General features: G+C 69.8%; 22 protein-coding genes. 18 read left to right on the forward strand and 4 right to left on the reverse strand.

The genetic code is table 11. The annotated features are described in order from the left end of the window. The first annotated feature begins 92 nt into the window (after positions 1–92). From D459_RS0116270 to D459_RS0116295, 7 genes are all read left to right on the forward strand, one after another. Entirely contained in the window at positions 93–572 is a 480-nt protein-coding gene (locus D459_RS0116270; RefSeq protein WP_017594072.1) for an ATP-binding protein, read from the forward strand. A gap of 80 nt (positions 573–652) precedes the next feature. Beyond that, on the forward strand, positions 653–1,093 hold the full coding sequence (locus tag D459_RS0116275; RefSeq protein WP_017594073.1) for a hypothetical protein: 441 nt from the start codon (positions 653–655) through the stop codon (positions 1,091–1,093). A gap of 250 nt (positions 1,094–1,343) precedes the next feature. Continuing rightward, the gene (locus D459_RS0116280; RefSeq protein WP_017594074.1) at positions 1,344–1,721 is read left to right on the forward strand and encodes a hypothetical protein; all 378 of its coding nucleotides are present in this window, start codon (positions 1,344–1,346) and stop codon (positions 1,719–1,721) included. A 75-nt stretch (positions 1,722–1,796) separates the two neighbouring features. After that, entirely contained in the window at positions 1,797–3,644 is a 1,848-nt protein-coding gene (locus D459_RS31835) for a deaminase domain-containing protein (protein ID WP_017594075.1), read from the forward strand. A gap of 1 nt (position 3,645) precedes the next feature. Then, positions 3,646–4,107: a hypothetical protein gene (locus tag D459_RS35475; protein ID WP_152522998.1), complete on the forward strand. Its 462-nt coding sequence runs from the start codon at positions 3,646–3,648 to the stop codon at positions 4,105–4,107. 40 nt (positions 4,108–4,147) lie between these two features. Then, the gene (locus D459_RS0116290; protein WP_020380211.1) at positions 4,148–4,681 is read left to right on the forward strand and encodes a hypothetical protein; all 534 of its coding nucleotides are present in this window, start codon (positions 4,148–4,150) and stop codon (positions 4,679–4,681) included. Between the two features lie 119 nt (positions 4,682–4,800). Then, positions 4,801–5,295 (forward strand): hypothetical protein, encoded by a 495-nt coding sequence (locus D459_RS0116295; protein WP_152522999.1) that lies wholly within the window; start codon positions 4,801–4,803, stop codon positions 5,293–5,295. A gap of 127 nt (positions 5,296–5,422) precedes the next feature. Here the strand turns inward: D459_RS0116295 and D459_RS0116300 are convergent, their stop codons facing one another. After that, positions 5,423–6,754 carry a phytase gene (locus tag D459_RS0116300; protein WP_017594078.1) on the reverse strand — a complete coding sequence of 444 codons (1,332 nt, stop codon included), beginning with the start codon at positions 6,752–6,754 and terminating at the stop codon, positions 5,423–5,425. Between the two features lie 296 nt (positions 6,755–7,050). Here D459_RS0116300 and D459_RS33705 point away from each other — a divergent pair, with 296 nt between their 5' ends. The 3 genes from D459_RS33705 (at position 7,051) to D459_RS0116315 (ending at position 10,227) form a co-directional block, all read left to right on the forward strand. Continuing rightward, entirely contained in the window at positions 7,051–8,283 is a 1,233-nt protein-coding gene (locus D459_RS33705; RefSeq protein ID WP_017594079.1) for a hypothetical protein, read from the forward strand. Positions 8,284–8,294: 11 nt separating this feature from the next. Beyond that, positions 8,295–8,783, forward strand: a complete 489-nt coding sequence (locus D459_RS0116310) for a hypothetical protein (RefSeq protein WP_017594080.1) — start codon at positions 8,295–8,297, stop codon at positions 8,781–8,783. Between the two features lie 517 nt (positions 8,784–9,300). Next, positions 9,301–10,227, forward strand: coding sequence for a hypothetical protein (locus tag D459_RS0116315; protein ID WP_152523000.1), 927 nt, complete (start codon positions 9,301–9,303; stop codon positions 10,225–10,227). A gap of 65 nt (positions 10,228–10,292) precedes the next feature. Here D459_RS0116315 and D459_RS0116320 read toward each other — a convergent pair whose 3' ends face one another. Beyond that, positions 10,293–10,625, reverse strand: a complete 333-nt coding sequence (locus D459_RS0116320) for a hypothetical protein (RefSeq protein ID WP_152523001.1) — start codon at positions 10,623–10,625, stop codon at positions 10,293–10,295. Positions 10,626–10,630: 5 nt separating this feature from the next. Beyond that, on the reverse strand, positions 10,631–11,836 hold the full coding sequence (locus D459_RS33710) for a hypothetical protein (RefSeq protein ID WP_051065452.1): 1,206 nt from the start codon (positions 11,834–11,836) through the stop codon (positions 10,631–10,633). Positions 11,837–12,071: 235 nt separating this feature from the next. Here D459_RS33710 and D459_RS0116330 point away from each other — a divergent pair, with 235 nt between their 5' ends. The 8 genes from D459_RS0116330 to D459_RS31860 all read left to right on the forward strand — a co-directional run bounded on the left by D459_RS0116330 (position 12,072) and on the right by D459_RS31860 (position 19,332). Further along, complete coding sequence (locus tag D459_RS0116330; RefSeq protein ID WP_040710247.1) at positions 12,072–13,520, forward strand: C2 family cysteine protease; 1,449 nt, start codon at positions 12,072–12,074, stop codon at positions 13,518–13,520. A gap of 9 nt (positions 13,521–13,529) precedes the next feature. Further along, complete coding sequence (locus D459_RS0116335; protein ID WP_017594083.1) at positions 13,530–14,189, forward strand: hypothetical protein; 660 nt, start codon at positions 13,530–13,532, stop codon at positions 14,187–14,189. Between the two features lie 121 nt (positions 14,190–14,310). Further along, the gene (locus D459_RS33715; RefSeq protein WP_017594084.1) at positions 14,311–15,447 is read left to right on the forward strand and encodes a hypothetical protein; all 1,137 of its coding nucleotides are present in this window, start codon (positions 14,311–14,313) and stop codon (positions 15,445–15,447) included. After that, positions 15,441–15,842: a hypothetical protein gene (locus D459_RS33720; RefSeq protein WP_017594085.1), complete on the forward strand. Its 402-nt coding sequence runs from the start codon at positions 15,441–15,443 to the stop codon at positions 15,840–15,842. The genes D459_RS33715 and D459_RS33720 overlap by 7 nt, the downstream gene beginning before the upstream one ends. Before the next feature lie 141 nt (positions 15,843–15,983). After that, a complete protein-coding gene (locus D459_RS0116350; RefSeq protein WP_017594086.1) occupies positions 15,984–16,460 on the forward strand; it encodes a hypothetical protein in 477 nt (158 codons plus the stop codon). Beyond that, the gene (locus tag D459_RS0116355; protein ID WP_017594087.1) at positions 16,438–16,917 is read left to right on the forward strand and encodes a hypothetical protein; all 480 of its coding nucleotides are present in this window, start codon (positions 16,438–16,440) and stop codon (positions 16,915–16,917) included. The genes D459_RS0116350 and D459_RS0116355 overlap by 23 nt, the downstream gene beginning before the upstream one ends. Before the next feature lie 347 nt (positions 16,918–17,264). Continuing rightward, a complete protein-coding gene (locus tag D459_RS0116360) occupies positions 17,265–18,716 on the forward strand; it encodes a hypothetical protein (RefSeq protein WP_017594088.1) in 1,452 nt (483 codons plus the stop codon). 202 nt (positions 18,717–18,918) lie between these two features. Continuing rightward, on the forward strand, positions 18,919–19,332 hold the full coding sequence (locus D459_RS31860; protein WP_017594089.1) for a hypothetical protein: 414 nt from the start codon (positions 18,919–18,921) through the stop codon (positions 19,330–19,332). A gap of 2 nt (positions 19,333–19,334) precedes the next feature. Here the strand turns inward: D459_RS31860 and D459_RS36165 are convergent, their stop codons facing one another. Next, complete coding sequence (locus D459_RS36165; protein WP_169558461.1) at positions 19,335–19,505, reverse strand: hypothetical protein; 171 nt, start codon at positions 19,503–19,505, stop codon at positions 19,335–19,337. Positions 19,506–19,553 lie beyond the last annotated feature (48 nt).

Genomic DNA, 19,553 nt, shown 5'->3' on the forward strand with positions numbered 1-19,553 from the left:
CTGCTTGAAATTTACCACGTTGCATTTTATTCTCTGAGTCAGAAGCCGACCACTCTCCGTGTGGCTCCCTCTTTCTCGTCTTGGTGGTTCAGATGTCGCTTCCCGAGATCACCCCGTCCTTCTCGCTCCCGCGCACCTACTCCACGACCTTCGCCGGCCTGCCCGGCCAGGTGGCCGCCGCCCGCGCCTGGCTGGACCACCTGCTCGCCCGGCCCACCGCGCCCCCGGGCGCGGCCCGGGCCCGCCCCACCGCCTGCCTGCTCCTCAGCGAACTGGCCACCAACACCCTGCGCCACACCGCCAGCGGCGCCCCCGGCGGCCTGTTCTCCGTCATCGCCACCCTCGACGCCTCCCACCTGCGCATCAGCGTCCACGACCAGGGCGGCCCCAACACCCCCACGCCCCCGGCGACCGCCCTCCACCACCACAGCGCCGACCAGGCCCTGCTCTCCTGCTCCGGACGCGGCCTGCTCCTGGTCGCCTCCCTGGCCGCCGCCTGGGACACCCGCCCCACCCCCACCGGCCGCACCGTCTGGTTCGAACTCGACCTCACCGCCGACGCCCGGCGCTGAGCCCGAGGGGCGAGCCGCCACCGGCGAGGCCCGCCCCTCCCCTCTCCGACCGCACCGACCTCACACGAGGAGAAGACCCGATGAGCCCCCTGATTCCCCGCGCCCACCGCGCACCGGCCCGCGAACGCGTGCGCGAGGTCCTGGCCGCGCCCCGCGGCGACCGCTTCAACCGCGCCCGCCCCTACGCCCCGCTGCGCACGCCCTCCCCGCCCGACCGCCCTGCGAGCATCACCGCGAGCGCCCCCGGACCCGCCGAGCGCGGCGCCCTGCCGCCCTGGCTGCACCGCCTGCACACCGAACTCGCCCCCGACGGCACCCCCGGCACCGGCGTCGCCACCCCGGCCCGACCACACCCCAGGCCTCCGCACCCACCCGCGCCCCGCCCGGGTGCCCGGCCTGCTGTCGGCACCGCCCGACGCCTCCCGTTCCTGCTCCGCCACGCCGGCACCAGCGACATCGCCTACCACTGCACCGTCATCGGCATGGTCCTGCTCTCCCACCTCCTCGGCCTCTTCGGCTGAGCCAGACCACCACCACAGCCCGCCCGGGACACAAGGAGGGGCCCGGGCGGGCCTTCCCATGCCCGCGCCTCATTGCGGTCACCGTCGGTGTCGAAGGACACACGGCCGGAAACGGCCATTCCCATCCCCACTGGCCAGAGGCCTGCCCGACACCCATTAGGCCCCGATTTGGGCCCCTGGGCCCAATCAATTGTCGTTCGCGGTCCGTAATCTTCCTGATGCCCATAGCACCCGAAACATCCGGAAGAAGATGACCACCGCCGTGCGCCGCCCCTTGCCCTCCGGTCTCACCACCGTCCGCGTCCTGCTGTTCGCCTTCGCGGCCCTGTCCTTGATCGGCGGCGCCGGGACGCTGCTGTCCTGGGGGTTCTACTCCACCGCGGTCCTGGCTGCCACCTTCATGTTCATCCTGCTGCCCGGGGCGGCCGCGTTCCTGCTCGGCCTGTTCCTGCCGCGCGGCGGGCCGCTGATGTTCTGGCTGCTGATCCTCCTGTGCGTGTTCTGGATCCTGGCCGCCATCGGCAACGCCGCCGACGGGCCGAAATGGCTGATCCAGCTCTGCTGGCCGTTGCTCGTGCTCTTCTTCACCACCCGCAAGGCCTCCCGAGCCCACTTGCTGCACCGCTGACCCGCCACCTCCGCTCCCCTTCCCTCACCCGTCAGCCGCCGGGTTCATCAGGCGTGCCCGACCCCCTCCCTTTTCATGCTCAGACGCATCCATGACCCCGAACGCGGGGCCTCCCTGACCGAATACGCGGCGGTCGTCGTCCTGGTGGCGTCCGTGATCGCCGCTGTGATGGGCATCGGTATCCCCGACCGGGTGAACACCATGCTCGACCATGCCTTCGGCACACTCGACGACCCCGGCGCCGTCTCCGCCGACGGCTCCTCTGACGCCTCGAACGGCGGCAGCGACCCCTCCGGGGGCCAAACCGGGGACGAGGACTCTTCAGGCGACGGCTGGAACACCGACGACATCTCCGCCGCCGCCCCCTCCGACGGCGGTGGCCCTGGGGAGGCCTCCGGGGCGCAGCCCATTCCCTCCCTTCCCACAGAGGCACGCCCCTTGGGGTTGGGCGACCCTGCCGGTTTCACATCCGGCCTGCACCCGGGCGGAGCGAAGGTCGAGCAGGTCGGCGCAGAGGAGTGGGTCGACGAAGGCCGCGAGCAGGCTCAGGGTTTCGGCCAGGAGATGTGGGACATCGGCGTCCAGGCGTGGGAGGGCACCAAGCAGGCCGCCCTACACCCGGTCGAAACCGCGAAGGAGACCGCCAAGGGCGTCAAGGATTTCGTCCAAGGAACCGTCGACGACGTCAAGAGCGCCGCCCAGGACGCCGGGGACGACTTCTGGCGGACTTGGGAGACCGAAGGGCCGGTCGCAGCTGCCTTCGGCTACGCCAAGGACTGGGCCGTCTACATGAACTGGGAATCGCCGGTCGGCTTCGGCGGCCTGTTCGTTCCCGATGAGGCCCGCGAGTACTGGAGCGAGGGCGAGTACGGCCGCGCGGCCGCCCAGGTCGCCGCGAACGCCGTCACCTATCTCCCCGGCCTATGGGGAGCCAAGGTCACCCGATTCCTTCCCGATCCCAAGAGCCCCGACCGCCCCGGAGCCAAGGACGAGGACCAGGGCGGCTCCCAGGAAAGCAAGGAGGACAAGGACGGCATCACCTGTGCCTCCAACAGCTTCCTGCCGGGTACCCCCGTGCTGCTCGCCGACGGCACCACCGCCCCCATCGAGGACATCACGGCCGGCGACGAGGTCTGGGCCTTCGACCCCCGCACCGGAGAAGAGGGGCCTCGCGAGGTCACGGCCACCATCACGGGCGACGGCCCCAAGACCCTCGTCGACATCACCACCGACGACGGTTCAGGCAGCACCGGAACTGTCACCGCCACCGATGAGCACCCCTTCTGGGCTCCTGAGCCCGCCCAATGGGTCGACGCCATCGACCTGGAACCGGGCACCTGGCTGCGCACCTCCACCGGCACCTGGACCCAGGTCACCGCAACCGACGCGCATCGGGCCGACGACCAGCAGGTCCACAACCTCACCATCCAAGGCCTGCACACCTACTATGCTTCTATCGGCGATAGCGCAATCCTGTCCCACAATTCTCCGGGTTGTGTAACTCTCGACAAATCTGGGACGAACAAGCTCCGCGAGTACTGGGCGAACAGCGGACAGACCATCAAAAAGAAACAGAACGTCGCAGTAGCGAATGTCGAGATCGAAGGGCTACCCAAGCGGCAGTTGGTATCTGTCAGCGGCAAGGACGACAAAACCCCGACAGGAACCGTCCGAGAACCTGCACCAGAGGATCGCGTATTCGAAACCGTTGACCCGAATAATGAAAAAGTGGTTCGCCCGAACGACTCGGAAGTGAAAATCCTGGAAGAAATATCGAGTCAACTCGACAAAGCCGGAACACCTAAAGCGCACGGCAGGATCGAGCTTTACAGCGAACTGCCGATCTGCGGATCCTGTTCCAATGTGATAACAAAATTTAAAAAGCGATATCCAAACATCGAAATAATTGTATCCCAGGAATAGAATGAACTTGCCAGAAAAAATGGAATCACTTATTTCATTGGCAAAAGAAAGGGGGAAGGAGCTTCAATACGACGGATGCAGTAGAGATGAGATCAATGAAATACTATCCACCAACAACACTTTCCTTCCACCTGAATCCTACCTATCTTTTATGAGGAAGATGGGAAAGAAGGCAGGTCACATATTCCTGGGCTCATCACTTTTTTACCCAGGCTGCTTGCTGGCCTTCGAAGATATCGACGAGATCTTCTCCGAAGAAGAGTTAGAGAAAATATTTCTCTTTGGACACCACCAAGGCTATCAATACTATTTCTTTAAAAAGGGAGAGGCTGGAGTGTGGATGCGCACAGACCTCACCTCAATCAGCGATGAACGCGTGGCTGCCTCATTCGAAGAGCTACTAGAAAAGGAGATCGAAGCAGCAAGGAAAATCCTCTGCCCCCCTCCATCACAGGGATGCTAGCACCCTTCCGGCGAGCACCACTCAATCTGGATTGGCGGCAGTGATCGAACTACCCAGAGACTCACTCTCGATATCCTGGTCCTTGGACGGGGAGAGCAACGGGCGGCTCATGGGGCGCAAAGAAGCCGGGTGGGCGAAGCTCGAAGAGTGGGAGATCAGAGAAAGAGCGTTCCTGGGGGATTTTTCATTGAAGCTCCAAGGAGCCGAGGTGAGGAAAAGCCGGTATCCTTTGATCGACCTCGCCCTCTCCTTCCATGGGGCGCTCTCCCAGGTGGCGATGGATGGAAGTTCGTACGTCGACTTCTTGGGAGAATCCGGCCGGATCGTTCTCTCCCTGAAAGATGAAAACCTCAATCTTCGGATCCATCCCGGAAGAGGGTTCGCCGAAGTTCCATTCATTCACCTCTACTCGGAAGTGTGCAAGTTCCAGCGCAGCCTCCTTGACATCCTTACAACCCACCGGCCAGAAGTACTGCAAAACCATTTCATTGAATACCTTTACCGAGTCTCAGGAGTCAGAGAGATGGGGGAAGTCCAGTTCCACCGCCACCTCTCTGCCATGCACGAAAAATAAAGGAAACCCCAGTTCCAGCAGCCGACCTTCCCTGACGGAAGTGGCCGACCCGCACCCGACTGAAAGAGCCCTGGCCTGCACGTTTTGGGCTCGTAGTTTCTTCTTCGCATACTTCTTTGATGAACGACTCTCATCGACCTCCCCCGCCCCGCTGGTCTGAACGGCGGATACCCGAGTACGTGCGGAAGTGGGCCGAGCGCACCATCGGATCCGCCGACGGTGTCGATCCGGTCGACTACCTCGACCAGGCCTCCGCCCTGGACGCCGCCATCGCGGCGGCCTGGCTGTTCTGCCCGGAGACGGTGGAGTACCGCGGCGGGATCTTCCTCAAGCGCCGGTTCAGCTCCACCAACGTCGACCGCTGGTTGGAGGAGCACGATCTCAAGACCACCCAGGCCACCGTCAATCTGCAGTACATCGGGGACCTCTACCCGCACGTCGAATTCGCCGAATCCGACGACGCCGACGACATTCAGCTGCTGTACGCACTGGCCGAGTGCTGGTACGCGGTGTGCACGGTGCGCCACCCCGGCAGGCGCATCCACGTCTCCACCGACGAGGACGCCGACGGCCTCTCCCCCGCCGGCCCCAGCCTCACCCTCTGGACCGAGTGATGCGGTCGAACCGGGCCGGTCGGCGGGGGTCGCCCGGATTCGCAGGCGGTCGGAAGGGGTCGGCCCCGGCCGCCGGAGGCGGGCTCCGGCGGCCGGGGCCGCTCCGGGTGGGAGGCCCCTGTGAACGTCAGTCGTCGTCCAGGGCGTCCCGGACGTCGTCGAGGTCGACGAACTTGAAGCCGGTGGCGTCGCCGCGCTGCTCGTCGTCGTTCTCCGGGGTGGCCTCTCCGTCCTGGACCACCATCAGGCCGTCCGGGTACCTCTCGCCGAGCGGTTCGGCGAACACCTCCAGGCCGTCGCACTCCTCGGAGCCGTCGAGTTCCTCGGACGCCGCGACCACCCGGAAGCCGCCGGTGTGGGCCTCATCGTCCTCGCGCACCTCCTCCAGGTCGTAGGCGAAGAAGGAGTCGTCCCCCTGGCTGGAGGCCAGCAGCCGGCCGCCGCCCTCGCCGTCGGGGAGCACGGCCAGCCCCTCGACATCGGCGGTGAGGTGCTCGCCGCCGTAGCCGGGGTCGTCGCCGGGGATGCACTCGTCGGCCTGCTCGTCGTACTCGGCCGGAACGCCGTACTCGCGGACCCGGTCCACCAGCTCGGGCTCGCCCTTCAGGTCCGCGCGCATCCGCCAGATGCCGACGGTCTCCTGCGCGGCGAACAGCGTTCCGCTCTCCGGGTCGACCGCCAGGCCCTCGGCCTGCGGCAGCTCGCCGGGGTCGCCGCACGGCGTCCAGGAGGTGCCGTCGGGCATCCGGAAGGTGTCGGGCAGCTCGATGGTGCGGACCTCGCGGTAGGTCACCGTCCCCTCGGGGGTGGGCAGCAGCTCCAGCAGCGCCAGGGTGGTGCGGGCGGCCTGGGTGGCCACGGCGTAGGAGCGGCCCGTCTCCGGATCGGTCCAGGTGGTCAGGCCGTAGGCGGTGGCCTCCCCGTTGACCTCCTCCTGGGAGTCGGAGAAGATCCACGGCGCGTCCGGGTCGGTGACGTCGGTGAGCGGCGCGTCGGGGTCGTCCGGGTCGATGCGGTGGATCCGCAGCCTGTCGTGGCCGCGGTCGCTGGAGACCGCGACGTCGACCGGCCCGGAGGCCGTTTCCAGCCCCTGCACCAGGTCGACGTTGTTGAACCGGCCCGGGGCGTCGCCATCTCCGGGCGGCGCGGGTGCGGGGATCTCCTGCACCGACTCGGCGTCCAGGTCGTAGACGTGCAGCCCGCCCTCCTTGAGGGCGGTGATGACCAGGCTGCGCTCCGGGTCGTCGGGGTGGCGCCAGATCGCCGGGTCGTCGGCGTCGGAGTTCCGCCCCTCCTCGTCGCCGTGGACGGCGGCGGTCTCGGCTCGCGGGGTGATCTCGGGCAGGCCGCTCTCCTCGTCCGCCGCCGCGGGGGCGGGGGCGGCGGTGATCGCGGTGGCCAGTGCCAGCGCCGGGAGGGAGACCGCGGGGAGTGGGCGGATCCGGTACGGGCCGTTCAAGGAAGGCGCTCCTTCGCATCGGGGGGATGAACCGACCCGAGGGTGCGGCCCGTGTGTGACGGGAAGGTGCCCCGGGAGGCCACCGGGGCGTGTACATGCGGGGAACGGCCCCTTGCCTCCCGGGGGACGGGCCCGCACTGCGGAGTCCTCCGGTCGGCCGGGCGCCCCTGCCTCGGTCCTGCGCCGAAGTTGGGTCTCCAGGCCCAAGACGCCCGGTCCCCCGCTCCGTAGGCTTTCTCTTCGCCCTGGAATGCGCGGAGATGCCCGCCCGGGGCACCGGGGGAAGGGGAGCAGGGATGCGCTGGGTGTGGCGGGCCGAGGCCGGCGGGTTCAAGATCGAGTACGCCGCCGTCGTCATCCTCGTCGCCACCATCGTCACCGCCGTCTTCGCCTTCGGACTGCCCACCGACGTCAGGGTCCTCTACGCCGAGGGCATCTGCCGCATCATGCCCGACAGCGAAGGCTGCGACGGCGAAGGGCAGGGCGGCGACCAGGAGACCGGCGGGAGCGACCAGGAGGGCACCCCCGGAGAAGAGGACGGTGAAGGGCAGCCGGAAGAGGGGCCCTCCCCCTCTCCTTCCGCGCCTCCCGGTGGCGGCGGTGAGGACGAGGAGGGCGACGGCTCGGACTCCCCCGTCATGGAGCCGGCCGGCGCCTTCGACCAGGAGGCCGCCGACGACTACGCCGAGGCGCAGGAGGAGCTGGAGGAGGCCCAGGGGAAGCTGGACGGCGCCGACTCCGACCAGGTCTACGACGACCTGATGAACCTCCTCGGCGACATCGTCGGCTACAACGACGCCAAGGCCTGCCTCACCGAAGGCGATCTCATCGCCTGCCTGTGGACCATCGTCGGCCTCAGCCCCTTCGGCAAGGGCGCCAAGCTGATCAAGAACACCCCCAAGATCATCAAGCTCTGGAACCGCTGGCGCAAGGCCAAGAAGACCAAGGAAGGCCTGGAGAAGGCGGTCGACACCGCCAAGGGCAAGGTCGACGACGCGATCAAGACCTGCGAGCGGGCCGCCGGGCTGAGCAACCGGTATTACAGCGCGGTCCCCGCCTCGCTCGGCGTTTCCTCCGGCGGCGGTCTCCGGGCGGCGCCCGCGGTGTACGGCGGGGGCGGCGGGCCTTCCGGGACGTACGCGCTCGCCTTCGTGCCGGCGGGCAAGAAGAACAGGGAACCCGCCACTCCGTGCGAGCTCAACTGGGACCCGAAGAGCACCAAGACGTTCGGGCACACCTTCAGCAGGCACGGCGCCGGCTCGAAGAACACCGAGAAGTTGAAGGGCCGGGCCGCCTCCACGAAGAACCCCCAGGGGCAGTGGCTGGACAACCAGAAGGGCTCGGACTTCATCAAGAACAGCTACAACCCCAAGGGGCCCTTCGCCCCGGACGAGCAGGTCTTCGAGGCGCCTGACGGGTTGGGGCAGGTCATCATGCCCGACGGTTCCATCAAGGAGGCCACGCACATCCTGGTCGTGCTGAAGAAGGACGGTACGATCAAGACCGCTTATCCGGTGATCAGGGAGTAGGAGCGGACGCGTTGTTCTCCATCACCCTCTCCGAGGCGACGCGCGCCGCCGCGCCCGAAGGGGACGCGGTCCTCTCCGAGGACTACGAGACCGCCGTCATGGAGGCCTGCGAGCTGCTCGCCGAGACCGACTGCGAGTTCCGCGTCCGCGGTTTCGGCGCGGACTGGCCGGTCGACGTCTGGGTCGACCTGTCCACCTTCATGGAGGACCTGCCCGAGGTGCTCGAAGCGCTCCGCGGTTCCGCCGAGGCGATGTCGGACTTCTACGAGCAGGGCCTCCAGCGGACGCTGTACTACCGCCCGGAGGGAGACCGGGTCCGGATCCGGTGCGAGTCCCGGACCGACTGGGTGCCCGACCCCGACACCGAGTGGGTCGGCCGGGACGAGCTGGACCGGATGCTGTCCGACGTCGCGATCGCCTTCGCCCGCTCGCTCCGCCTGGTCGATCCGGTGGCCGCGGCGCGGGAGCCGTTCGCCTCCTGGGCCGAAGGGCGCGTCTGACCCGTAGCCGGATTCGGGCCGGGCGGCCGTCTGCATTCGCCCGTGGCCGCTTTCCGTGCGTCCGGTGCTGAGGGCCCTACGGGCGACCCGCGATCCCGGGGCGACAAAGGTCCGATGACCTGACCGGCCATTCATTTTCGCGGGACCGACCCGCCTCTTAGAACGATGGCATCACGCAAAGAAATTCTTCACCGAAAAGAAGTTCAAGGATCGACTATTTTTGATGAATCCGCAGGTTAAACGATCCGAGCATTGAAGTCTCCGATCACCACCCGCACCCCGTCACGACCCTTTCCGGATTGCGCTACCGTTTCCCTCGGCAAAACACCTCTGGAAAGGCCCCCCATTGTCCAGACTCAGCGCCGCGACGGTCCCCTCCGCTTTCCGAAGAACCGCGGCGGGCTTCCTTCTGATCCCCCTCCTGGCCTCATGCGGAGGCCAGAGCGGAGGAGAGGCCTCGGAGACCGGGCGGTCTCCCGAACCGGCCCCCGAGATCGACTTCGGCGGCATCGTCAGCGTGGAGATGGGAGACCCCGCCTCCACCCTGACCGTCGCCTCCCCCGACGACCCGTGCGGAGACCCGAAGGAGCGGATCGAGATCGAGGCCGTCGTTCCCTCGCTGGAGGTCGAGCGCGCCTGGTTCGCCCCGGACTGGTCGCACCTGGCCCTGCCCGCCGAGAACGGGATCGCGGTCCTCCGGCTGGACCCGCGGGACAAGGCCTACAAGGAGGCCTACACGCTCTCCCCCACCGGGGGCGGCTCCGGCGCCTCCTTCACCGGCCCCCGCTTCTCCCCCGACGGCGGGAGGCTCTGGTTCGAGAAGCGGACCGGCGACACGATCCGGCTGGTCTCCATCGAGCACGCCTCCTACGAGGAGGGCGACGACATCGACGAGACCGGGCCGGAGTCCGGCGTGCCCGAGATAGAGGGGGACCCCGGCAGCGAGGTGCTGTGGGCCTTCACCCCCGAGGGCGAGCCGCAGTTCGGCGAGCTGGTCCAGGTGGAGGCGCCGGCGGACGGCGTGCTCTCGTCCGAGCACCGCACCACCGAGGGCGGGCAGGTCGCCTACGCCTCGGTCATCGTCTCCGAGAACGTCGACGAGTACGTGCTGCTGGACGGGATGCCCGCAGCCGAGGACGGGTTCTGGATGCGCGGGGCCGGCACCCTGGCGGCACCGGAGACCAGCACCCCCTACGGCGCCATCGCCGAGGCCTCGATCGAGGAGGACGGGAGCATCTCGCTGAGCGAGGCCGTCCCGCTGGGCGGCGACGGGCGGCTGCCCGACGTGGCCGTGGCCGACGCCGACGAGGAGCGGGTCCTGTTCCAGACCGCCTCGGGCGTCTACACCACGTCCCTGAGCGGCGGCGGAGAGCCCGAGAAGGTCGCGGAAGAACCCTGCCTGGAGCCGGAGCTGGGCCCGTACAAGACGCTCGCCTGGTCCTGACCGGGCGGGCGGACCGGCCCGCGCGGCGCCCACCGGGGAAGGGGGCGCCGCGCGGGCCGCGGCCGTCAGGCCCCGTCGAAGCGGTCCAGGGAGCGGAGGATCGCGTGCCGGACCCCGCCCGCGATGTCGTACCCCTCGGCGATCTCCCGGATCCCGTCGAGGAAGCCCTCGCCGGCCTCGACCGAGCCGTCCTCCGCCGCCCGGGTGCGCAGGGCGCCGGCCAGGTGGTGCTGGGCCTCCAGGTAGCCGGCGAGCCTGCGGCAGGTGGTCTCGCAGGGGGCGTCCGCCTCCGTCCGGGAGGCCCGCGCCGCGATGGTCAGCTCCCAGACCAGGTCGGTGAGGAAGGCGGCGCCGCGCCGCGAGGCGAGCAGGGCGCGGGTCCGGTCGGCCGTGTTCACCGGCGTCACTCCCAGAATCCGTCGTCGGGCAGGTCGGACCGGTAGATCTCGCGCGGCAGGCCGTCCACGTCGTACCCGCGCTCCTGAAGGATCCTGATCCGGTGGTTCCCGTTCATGATGGTGCCGTCCGGTTTGACGATCAGGGCCTCTTCGCCGCCCGGTTTCAGCGAATCGACGATCTCATCGGTGCTCTGCTTGCGGAGCGCCTTGAGGGTGCTCTCCTTCATGGCCTTCTCGCTGTGCAGGCCCTTGAGCTCACCGGGCTTGCCGTCCGGCCCACGGCCCGGGTCGGGGTTGGCGCAGACCGTGCCCTCCGTGCCGGCGAGCAGCTCCTCCAGGCTGGGGGCCGGCTTGCTCGGCTTGTCCGCCTCCGCGAGGAGCTCCTCCAGCGTCGGCTTCTTCTCCCCGTCCCCGGCGGCCGGCGCCGCGTGGACCAGGGTGAGCTCGGTGCCGTCGGAGAGCACCACCGGCCCACCGAACGCGGAGGCCCCGTAGGCGCTGCGCCGGGGCTTCCCGGCCTTGCACTCCCCCACCGCGTCCCGGGTGCCGTCCTTGGCCTTGTCGAACCGCTTGAGGGCGGCGTCCTTGGCCTTCTTCAGCTTCCGCCAGCGGGAGAAGAGCTTGATGATCTTGGGGGCCTTCTTGACCAGCTTGGCGCCCTTGCCCCACGGGGTGAAGCCGACCACGGTCCACAGGCAGGCGACGATGTCGCCCTCGGTCAGGCACTTGCGGGCGTCCTCGACGCCCATCAGGTCGAGGAGGATGCCCATCAGCTCGTCGTCGAGGGAGGCGTACTCGCTCTCCGCGTCCTCCTTGGCCTCCTTGGCCTCGGCCAGCTCCCCGTGCGCGTCGATCAGCGCCTGGGCCGCCCCGGGGTCGTAGACGATGGTCTCCGCGTCGGCGGGCGGGTCCTCGGTCTCCTCCTGGTCCCCGCCGCCCTCGTCCTCCCCATCGGCGGAGCCGCCGCCGTCCGTGTCGGACCCGGATCCGCCGCCGCCGTCTCCGCCGCCGGCCTGCTCGCCGCCGGAGCCCGCCTCGTCGCAGTCCTCGTCGTCCCCGGTGATCCGGCACAGGCCGATCTCGTACATCCTGCGCACGTCGGTGGGCAGGTTGAAGACGGTCAGCGCGGCCACGAGGGTGGCCACCATCAGCACGAGGGCCCCGTACTCGATCTTTCCGGCGCCCTTCTCGGCCCGCGGGGCCCGGTCCACCGCATACCTCGTTTCTCTGAAAAGCGAAGAAGCACCCGCCCGATAGGGGAATGTCCGGGCGGCGCTCCGGAATCCTAGAGGGCGGGATTCCTCCGGGGAAAGGGCGGGAGCCGGGCGGTACCGGGTCGAAATGGGCCCCCGGGCCCTACCCTCCCTCCCCGGGTGCGGCTAGCCTGCTGCGCAGCCGACCCCCTCCATCCCCCAGACGTCGGCCGGACAGGCGGTGCACACGGCCGTGCCCAGGAGACTCCCCGCTGCGGACCGCGGCGCCTCGATGCTCGAATACGGGGCCGCCGTCCTGCTGATCGCGCTGATCGCGGGCGCGGTCTTCGGGTTCGGGGTCCCGGAGAAGGCCGCCCGGCTGTTCGAGGCCGGGTTCGACGGCATCGAGGCGGCGACCGGCGGCGGGGACGGGCCGTCGGGCGGACCGGGGCAGGACGGGCAGTACTGGAACCAGTCCGACCCGGACGACCCCGGCCATGAGGGCCCGCCGCCCGGGCACCCGGCCGGTCCGCCGGCCGAGCCGACCGACCCGGACGACCCGGGCTACCAGGGGCCGCCGCCGGGGCACCCCGCGGGCCCGCCGGCCGAACCCTACGAGGGGCCGAAACCGGAGCAGGCCGACCGGGAGAACGTGCAGGCCGCCCTCGGCGAGCTGGACGAGTGCCTGGAGCGGTGGCACGAGGACGCCCCCTGGTTCTCCGGCAGCTGCGCCTGGGACGTCTACCGGGACCTCTCCCCGGAGGACTTCGCCGGGGTGGTCGACGCGCTCTCCCCGCAGGAGCTGCAGCGCCTCTTCGAGTCCGGTCCGATCCCGCTGGAGCAGGAGTACTTCGACTTCATCGACGAGGTCATGGAGCTCGCCCACCTGGACACCATCCGCACGCTGCAGGAGAGCGGGGCGACGCCCTTCGCCCAGCCGGGGTTCGACGAGGTCGGCGGCGACCCGGCGTCCGGGGACAGCCCGGGCAGCGTCACCTACCGGGAGCCCGCCTCCTACTCGCTCTACGGCTCCACCGAGGACGGCAAGGATCCGGTGATGTGGGAGCACATCGACCAGAACGCGCTCGGCGACTGCTGGCTGATGGCGACCATGGGCGCGATGGCCGTGCAGAGCCCCGGGATGGTCGAGGAGATGATCGAGGAGAACCCGAACGGGACCTTCACCGTCACCTTCCCCGGCCGGGACCCGATCACGGTCACCCCGGACCTGCCCACCAACCCCGACGGCACGCTCGCCTTCGCCGGCTCCCAGGAGGACCCCCCGGTCATCTGGCCGGCCGTCATCGAGAAGGCCTACGCCCAGATGGAGGGGAACGACTACGGGAACATCGAGAACTGGCACCCCGGCGGCGCGATGAACACCTTCAGCGGCGACGCGGGGCTGGACTACGTCCCCGACTTCACCGGGACCGACATCGACACCCTCGCCGACGACTTCGAGAGCGGCGAGGCGATCACCTTCTCCACCCCGCCGAACGGCGACGACAAGGAGAAGAAGGAGCTGATCCAGGACAACACCCTGGTCAGCGGGCACGTCTACTTCGTGACCTCGGTCGACCGGGAGAACGGGACGGTGACGGTGCGCAACCCGTGGGGCCCCCACACCGATGACATCGTGATGACCATCGACGAGGTGAACGACAACATCGCCGCCGTCCACTCCATGGACCTCGACGAGTAAGGTACGCCCATGCCCTCCTCCCCTCGCCCACGACGGCTCGGGCGGGCCGCGCCCGCCCTGCTGCTCTCCCTGCTGCTGGCCGCGGCCGGGTGCTCCGGCGACGGGGAGCGGCCGCCCGCCGGCGAGGACGAGCACTACATCGTCCAGGGCAACCAGCTCGCCCAGGGCGACCTGCGGATCGGGCTGATGAGCGTCTCCGAGGACGAGGCGGTCATGGAGGTGTACGCGGAGGACTTCGAGACCGAGACGGTGCGCGCCGGGGAGGGCGACACCTTCGAGGCGGGCCGCCGCACCATCACCGTGGAGCGCATCGAGACCGGCGGCGACGAGGGCGTCGCGCTGACGATCGACGACCCCGAGGCCCCGGCGGCGTCCGCCTCCTCCGAGGAGGACGGCGGCTCCCCCGGGGAGGGCGGCGCGGAGGACGGCGGCCCGATGGAGGACCCCGAGGTCTTCTCCGTCCGGCTGGGGCACCAGAGCACCGAGTCGGGGATCACCATCGGCCTGGGCGCCACCGCCGGCGGCACCGCCCGGATGCTGGTGCAGACCGAGGACGGCGGCGAGGAGCAGGTCGAGGCCGCCGCCGGCGAGGAGTTCGCCGCGGGCGACCGCACCCTGGAGGTCGTCGAGGTCGGCGACGGGATCGCCTACCTGAAGTTCACCGACTGACGGACGCGTCCGGTTCCGGCCCCGCACCGCACTTGGGCCCCCGGGCCCAAGACGCCCGGCGCCCCTGCTTCCTACGCTCTTCCTCTGGTCACAGGAGGTTCGGGGGACAGGGGGAACGGGGATGCGCTGGGTGTGGCGGGCCGAGGCCGGCGGGTTCAAGATCGAGTACGCCGCCGTCGTCATCCTCGTCGCCACCATCGTCACCGCCGTCTTCGCCTTCGGGCTCCCCACCGACGTCAAGGTCCTCTACGCCGAGGGCATCTGCCGCATCATGCCCGACAGCGAAGGCTGCGACGGCGAAGGACAGGGCGGCGACCAGGAGACCGGCGGGAGCGACCAGGACGGCACCCCCGGAGAAGAGGACGGCGAGGGCCGGGAAGAGGAGCCCTCCACGTCCCCCTCCGCACCTCCCGAAACCGACGGCGAGGACGGAGAGTCCGGTGACGGCAGGGAGGTCCTCTACGATCCGGAGCTGGCCGGAGACCTGGAGGACGCCGAGCAGGACCTCGCCGACGCCGAGAGCGCCCTCGCCGGGGCCGATTCCGATCAGCTCTACGACGACCTGATGAACCTCCTCGGCGACATCGTCGGCTACAACGACGCCAAGGCCTGCCTCACCGAAGGCGACATCGTCGCCTGCCTGTGGACCATCGTCGGCTTCAGCCCCTTCGGCAAGGGCGCCAAGCTGATCAAGAACGGTCCCAAGATCTACAAGCTCTGGAACCGCTGGCGCAAGGCCAAGAAGACCAAGGAAGGCCTGGAGAAGGCGGTCGACACCGCCAAGGGCAAGGTCGACGACGCGCTGGACGCCTGCGGGGTCCCCGGCAAGAAGAACAGGTCCGTCGTCGGCGTCCCGGCCCTCCTGGCCGGTGGCGGCGCCCTTTCCTTCGAAGGCGCCTCGTTCTCCGATCCGCCCTCCCGCTGGGCCTCGGGCGGGCAGGTCCGCGGCTTCACCGTCGACGGGCTGTACGCCTACCGTGTCCTCGCGGGAGGCATGAGCCCCCTCGCCGGCACGAACGATCCGCGGAACGTCTGCGGCGATGCCGCCAAGGCCGCGAACGTCAGCCTCAAAAAGCTCAAGGAGAAGCAGCTCAAGAAGATCCTGGAGCGGTACGACACCGATCCGCACGAGTTCAAGGAGGATTACGTGGGGAAGGGCGCCATCTCGAAGTTCGACGTGGCCAAGGGGGACGACGGTTTCCTGTGGCTGGTCACCAAGGACGGAAATACGACGATCAAGACGTATGAGAAATGGTAGGGACCGAGCACCCCTTCCGCCTCTCCGTCCGCATCGCCGCGGACCTGGGCGAGGCGGAGGCCGGGGAACTGCGGACGGCACTCGCGGACCGGGGTTTCGAGGACGCACTGACCAGGAGGGAGACCCGCCGAGGCGGGGTTCACTGGCGGATCGACCTGGGCCGGGCCGGACGGCCGGACCCGCTGTTCGACCGGCTGGTCGACCTCGGCGAACCGGTGGCCCGCACGGTCGGGCGGATCACCCCGGAGGGAACCGTGTACGTCTCGCTCTGCCAGGAGATCGACGACGTCGACGATCCCGGCCAGAAGGGGATCTGGTTCGCCCCGGAGGCCGTCCGGTGGGCGGCCCTCGCCGGCGCCTCGATCGACATCGACCAGTACATCTACACCGACTGAGCCGGGGCCCTGCGGGTTCCGGCCCCGCCCTGAAGTCGGGCCCTCGGGCTCAAGACGCCCGGTCCCCCGCTCCGTAGGCTTTCTCTCCGCCCTGGAATGCGCGGAGGCGCCCGCCCGGGGCTTCCGGGAAGGGGCACGGGGATGCGCTGGGTACGGCGGGCCGAGGCCGGCGGGAGCGACCAGGACGGTACCCCCGGAGAAGAGGACGGCGGCACCGGCGAAGAAGGCGGGCAGGGCGAGGAGGACGATCCTTCCGGCGGCGGGGAGGACGGCTCCGAGGAAGAGGCGGAGACCTCCCCCGCGGACTGGGACGGCGTGTACGACCCGGAGCCGGCCGGGGACCTGGAGGACGCCGGCCCGATCGCCCAGCACTCCGGCCAGGCGAAGGAACTCGGTTTCGAGGACAACGACGAACTCGCGGATTACCTGCAGGGGGCGATGGCCCCGAGGAAGAGCAACAACCCTGCGAACAACATCCTGAAAAAGCCGAAGCTGAAGAACGGAAGAATCGCCTGGCACGATGAGAACAACGGCGTGATCGTCATCAGGAATACGCAGAATCCGACGAAGAGCACGGCTTACAAGGGCGCTCTCGATGAATTCCTCCGACTCTCCTGAGGGAGACCCGAACGCTTCCGGCGCGCCGGGCGCCTCCCCGGGCGACCTGGCCGCGGCCTTCAGGGTCATCGACTCCCCGCAGGCCTCCGACGACGAGGCCGGTGCCCTCATCAACGCGGTCGCCCGGTCGCCGCTCTCCGGGGAGGCGGTTCCGCTGCTGGCGGCCTCGCTCCGCTCCACCCGCAGCCCGAGCCGGGCCGTTCTGATCATCCGAGCGCTCAGGGGGCTGGACGCCGCCGCGGGGAGCATTCCGGAGCTGCTGCGCATCGCCCGCGGGGCCGACTGGGATCCCGGGCGGGACGCCTGGTGGGTCGCGCTCGGCACGCTCTCCCGGCTGGCCCGGCGGGCGCCGGAGCTCGCCGGTGAACTCCGCGCCCTGGCCGAGGAGCCCGGGCTCACCGAGCACCAGGCCTCGTGGGCCGCCAAGTGCGCCGAGCGGGCCGACGCCGCCTCCTGAGCGGGGCCCGCCGGGGCCGCGTCCCCGGGGCTCCCCGCGCCTCCGCCCGGCCCGGATGAGCGGATGATTCTTGGCCCAACGTCCGGGCACCGAAAAGCGGCACCCCGGTTACGGGGAATGAAACAGGCCCACCCCTCTGGGCCCCCCTTTTCTCCGCCTTCTCTCTTCGGCACCGCGGGTGATCTGGAAGGACTCCACTACTTTTCCCGAACGCCGTTTCAGTGAGCGGCACAGAGGTCCCAGGAAAGTCCCCATAAGGCCCTGCTCCGCTGGGTCTGATGCCTTTTCTTTCCCGCTCTTAGCCTCGGAACCGCTCGGACGGTGCAGAGGCGGGGGCGGGGAGTGCGGTGGAGTTCTTCGGTGGGAGGCGCGGCGGCGACCGCGGGTCATCGGCCACGGAGTACGCGGCCCTGGTCCTGCTCGTCGCCGCCCTGCTCGGGGCGGTCGCCGTGGTCTCGGTTCCGGCCCGGGTGGCCGGCCTTCTGGAGTACGCCTTCTGCGTGATCGGCGGCGGGAAGGACTGCGGCCTGGACCCCGGCGGGGACCGGGCCGACGCACCCAAGGACGAGGACTACCTGCCACCGCGCTGCGAGGTGTACCAGCTCCAGGACAAGGCCGGTTACTCCATGTACGTCGGCATCTTCAAGTTCGGCGAGGAGTACGCCTTCATGGAGCAGCAGATGGCCGACGGCACCTACCGGCTCACCCTCATGCCGCACAACGTGGAGCTGGGCGTGGAGGGCAAGGCCTTCCAGGTGAAGGGCGAGGGCGGGAAGAACGTGCGGCTCGGCGCGGAGGCGAAGATCGGCGCCTACCTGAAGGCCGGGGTCGGCGACACCTGGGTGTTCAAGGACAAGGCGGAGGCGCGGTCCTTCAAGGACGACATCATCGAGAACCAGATGGCGATGGACTCGATGGCCCGCAACCCGGGGGCCGGGCTCTACTACGCGCTCAACCCGCCGCCGGAGATCCCCGACCCCGGGATCACCACCGCGACCCTGCGGCTGGAGGCCGGGGCCAACGCGGAGGCCGGCGCCGGGGTCAAGACCTCCTCCGGCGAGACCTACTGGGACAGCGGGACCGGCCTCAACGGCAAGATCCGGGTCGGCGGCCAGGTCTCGGTCCGCACCGACCGGCGCGACCCGGACAACCCCCTCACCGGGACCACCTACCAGATGGACGGGCAGCTCGGCGTGGGCAGCGAGCTCGGCGGCGCCGGCGCCGAGGACCTGCGCAACTGGACCGGCGCGGTCCGGGTGACGCGCAACGAGGAGGGCGAGCCGGTGGAGCTCGTCTACACCACCTCGGTCGAGGAGTCCCTGGTCAGCAAGGACCGCCTGGGCAACAGGTACAAGGGCGGCAAGGGCGGGCTGAAGGACAAGGAGGGCGCGGGCATCCTGCAGGAGACCCGGACCACGCTCACCCTGGACACCCCGGAGGAGCGCGCGATCGCCGAGCGGTACCTGGAGGAGCAGGGGCTGACCGGGATGCCCTCGCTCGCCTTCAGCCAGGTCTTCGACGACGGCGGCGACCTGCTGCGGGAGCCCCCCGAAGGGGCCGGCGAGTTCGAGCGGCTGCTGTACGACAAGGCCACCGTCTCCAACACCGTCCAGGAGAAGACCACCGATGCGGCCGCCTTCGGCGGCAAGGTCGCGCTGGGCCTGGGCCTGGGGCTGAAGCTGTCCACCGAGTCGTCGGCCGCGCACACCGTGGAGGCCGAGTACCTGGGCGCCCCCCGCCCGGAGGGGACCCGCGGCTTCCTCGACTTCCCCGACTGCGTCTCCCGGGAGGGGCGATGACCGGGCGGGCCGGACCCCAATGCTCCGGCTGCGGCTACATTTGCGGTGGTTCCGGCGCCGCCCCCGCCGTGCTCCGCGGGCGCGGGCGCGTCCCCTGCCCGGCCCGTGCGGCCCGGCGGGGGCGGCCCGTGCGGCGCAGGAACCTCCGGTCCAGGACGAGTGAGGCCGCCCCGCCCGGGCGGGGCGAAGAGAGGCGCAACCGATGAGAGCCCCCCTCTGGTCGGCCGCGGTGGTGTGCGGCGGCTGGCTGGTCACCATGATCGGCTACACCCTGATCGGCGCCGCGGCGACCGCCGCCGCGGTCGCCCCCGCCGACGGCACCGTCATCGTGCGGGAGACCGTGACCACCGCCGACGTGCTGAGCGTCCTGGCGGTCCTGGTCCTGGTCGCCCTGGCCGTGTGGCCGGGCACCGCGGTCGCCGTGATCCGGGCCCGGCTCGCCCCGCGCGCGGCCGCGGCCGTCGGCGCGGCCGGCCCGGTGGCCGCGGTCGCCATGACCCTCGCCCTGTTCGCCTCGAACGGCGGCGGTGCGGGCACGGCCGCCGCGCACGCCGCGGCGGCCGCCCTGGGCTGCGCGGCCGGCATCGCCGCCGGCCGCTCGGCGAAGCGCGGCTGAGCTCAGCGCCGCTTGCTGAAACCGATACCGAACGCCACGGCGAGCACCAGGCCGATCGCGATCCCGAGGCCGATGTTGTCGATGGAGACGCCCAGGGCGACCCCGATCACCACACCGACCGCCGGGCCGGCGCCCGCCGCCATTCCTCTCTTCATGCCGCCTCCGGTCTTCACGCCCCTCCTCATGTCCGCATCCCCTGGATGAGACGCCCCCGAGCGCCG

The organism is Nocardiopsis potens DSM 45234 (assembly GCF_000341105.1).
In the GTDB taxonomy this organism is placed as follows: Bacteria; Actinomycetota; Actinomycetes; order Streptosporangiales; family Streptosporangiaceae; genus Nocardiopsis_A; species Nocardiopsis_A potens.

What these genes read in the sequence shown, in the direction of transcription:
- D459_RS0116280 (WP_017594074.1), top strand. Translation starts at nt 1,344, where the DNA reads ATGACCACCGCCGTGCGCCGCCCCTTGCCCTCCGGTCTCACCACCGTC.
- D459_RS0116270 (WP_017594072.1), top strand. Translation starts at nt 93, where the DNA reads ATGTCGCTTCCCGAGATCACCCCGTCCTTCTCGCTCCCGCGCACCTAC.
- D459_RS0116335 (WP_017594083.1), top strand. Translation starts at nt 13,530, where the DNA reads ATGCCCTCCTCCCCTCGCCCACGACGGCTCGGGCGGGCCGCGCCCGCC.
- D459_RS31835 (WP_017594075.1), top strand. Translation starts at nt 1,797, where the DNA reads ATGCTCAGACGCATCCATGACCCCGAACGCGGGGCCTCCCTGACCGAA.
- D459_RS33720 (WP_017594085.1), top strand. Translation starts at nt 15,441, where the DNA reads ATGGTAGGGACCGAGCACCCCTTCCGCCTCTCCGTCCGCATCGCCGCG.
- D459_RS31860 (WP_017594089.1), top strand. Translation starts at nt 18,919, where the DNA reads ATGAGAGCCCCCCTCTGGTCGGCCGCGGTGGTGTGCGGCGGCTGGCTG.
- D459_RS0116275 (WP_017594073.1), top strand. Translation starts at nt 653, where the DNA reads ATGAGCCCCCTGATTCCCCGCGCCCACCGCGCACCGGCCCGCGAACGC.
- D459_RS35475 (WP_152522998.1), top strand. Translation starts at nt 3,646, where the DNA reads ATGAACTTGCCAGAAAAAATGGAATCACTTATTTCATTGGCAAAAGAA.
- D459_RS33705 (WP_017594079.1), top strand. Translation starts at nt 7,051, where the DNA reads ATGCGCTGGGTGTGGCGGGCCGAGGCCGGCGGGTTCAAGATCGAGTAC.
- D459_RS0116355 (WP_017594087.1), top strand. Translation starts at nt 16,438, where the DNA reads ATGAATTCCTCCGACTCTCCTGAGGGAGACCCGAACGCTTCCGGCGCG.
- D459_RS0116350 (WP_017594086.1), top strand. Translation starts at nt 15,984, where the DNA reads ATGCGCTGGGTACGGCGGGCCGAGGCCGGCGGGAGCGACCAGGACGGT.
- D459_RS33715 (WP_017594084.1), top strand. Translation starts at nt 14,311, where the DNA reads ATGCGCTGGGTGTGGCGGGCCGAGGCCGGCGGGTTCAAGATCGAGTAC.
- D459_RS0116295 (WP_152522999.1), top strand. Translation starts at nt 4,801, where the DNA reads ATGAACGACTCTCATCGACCTCCCCCGCCCCGCTGGTCTGAACGGCGG.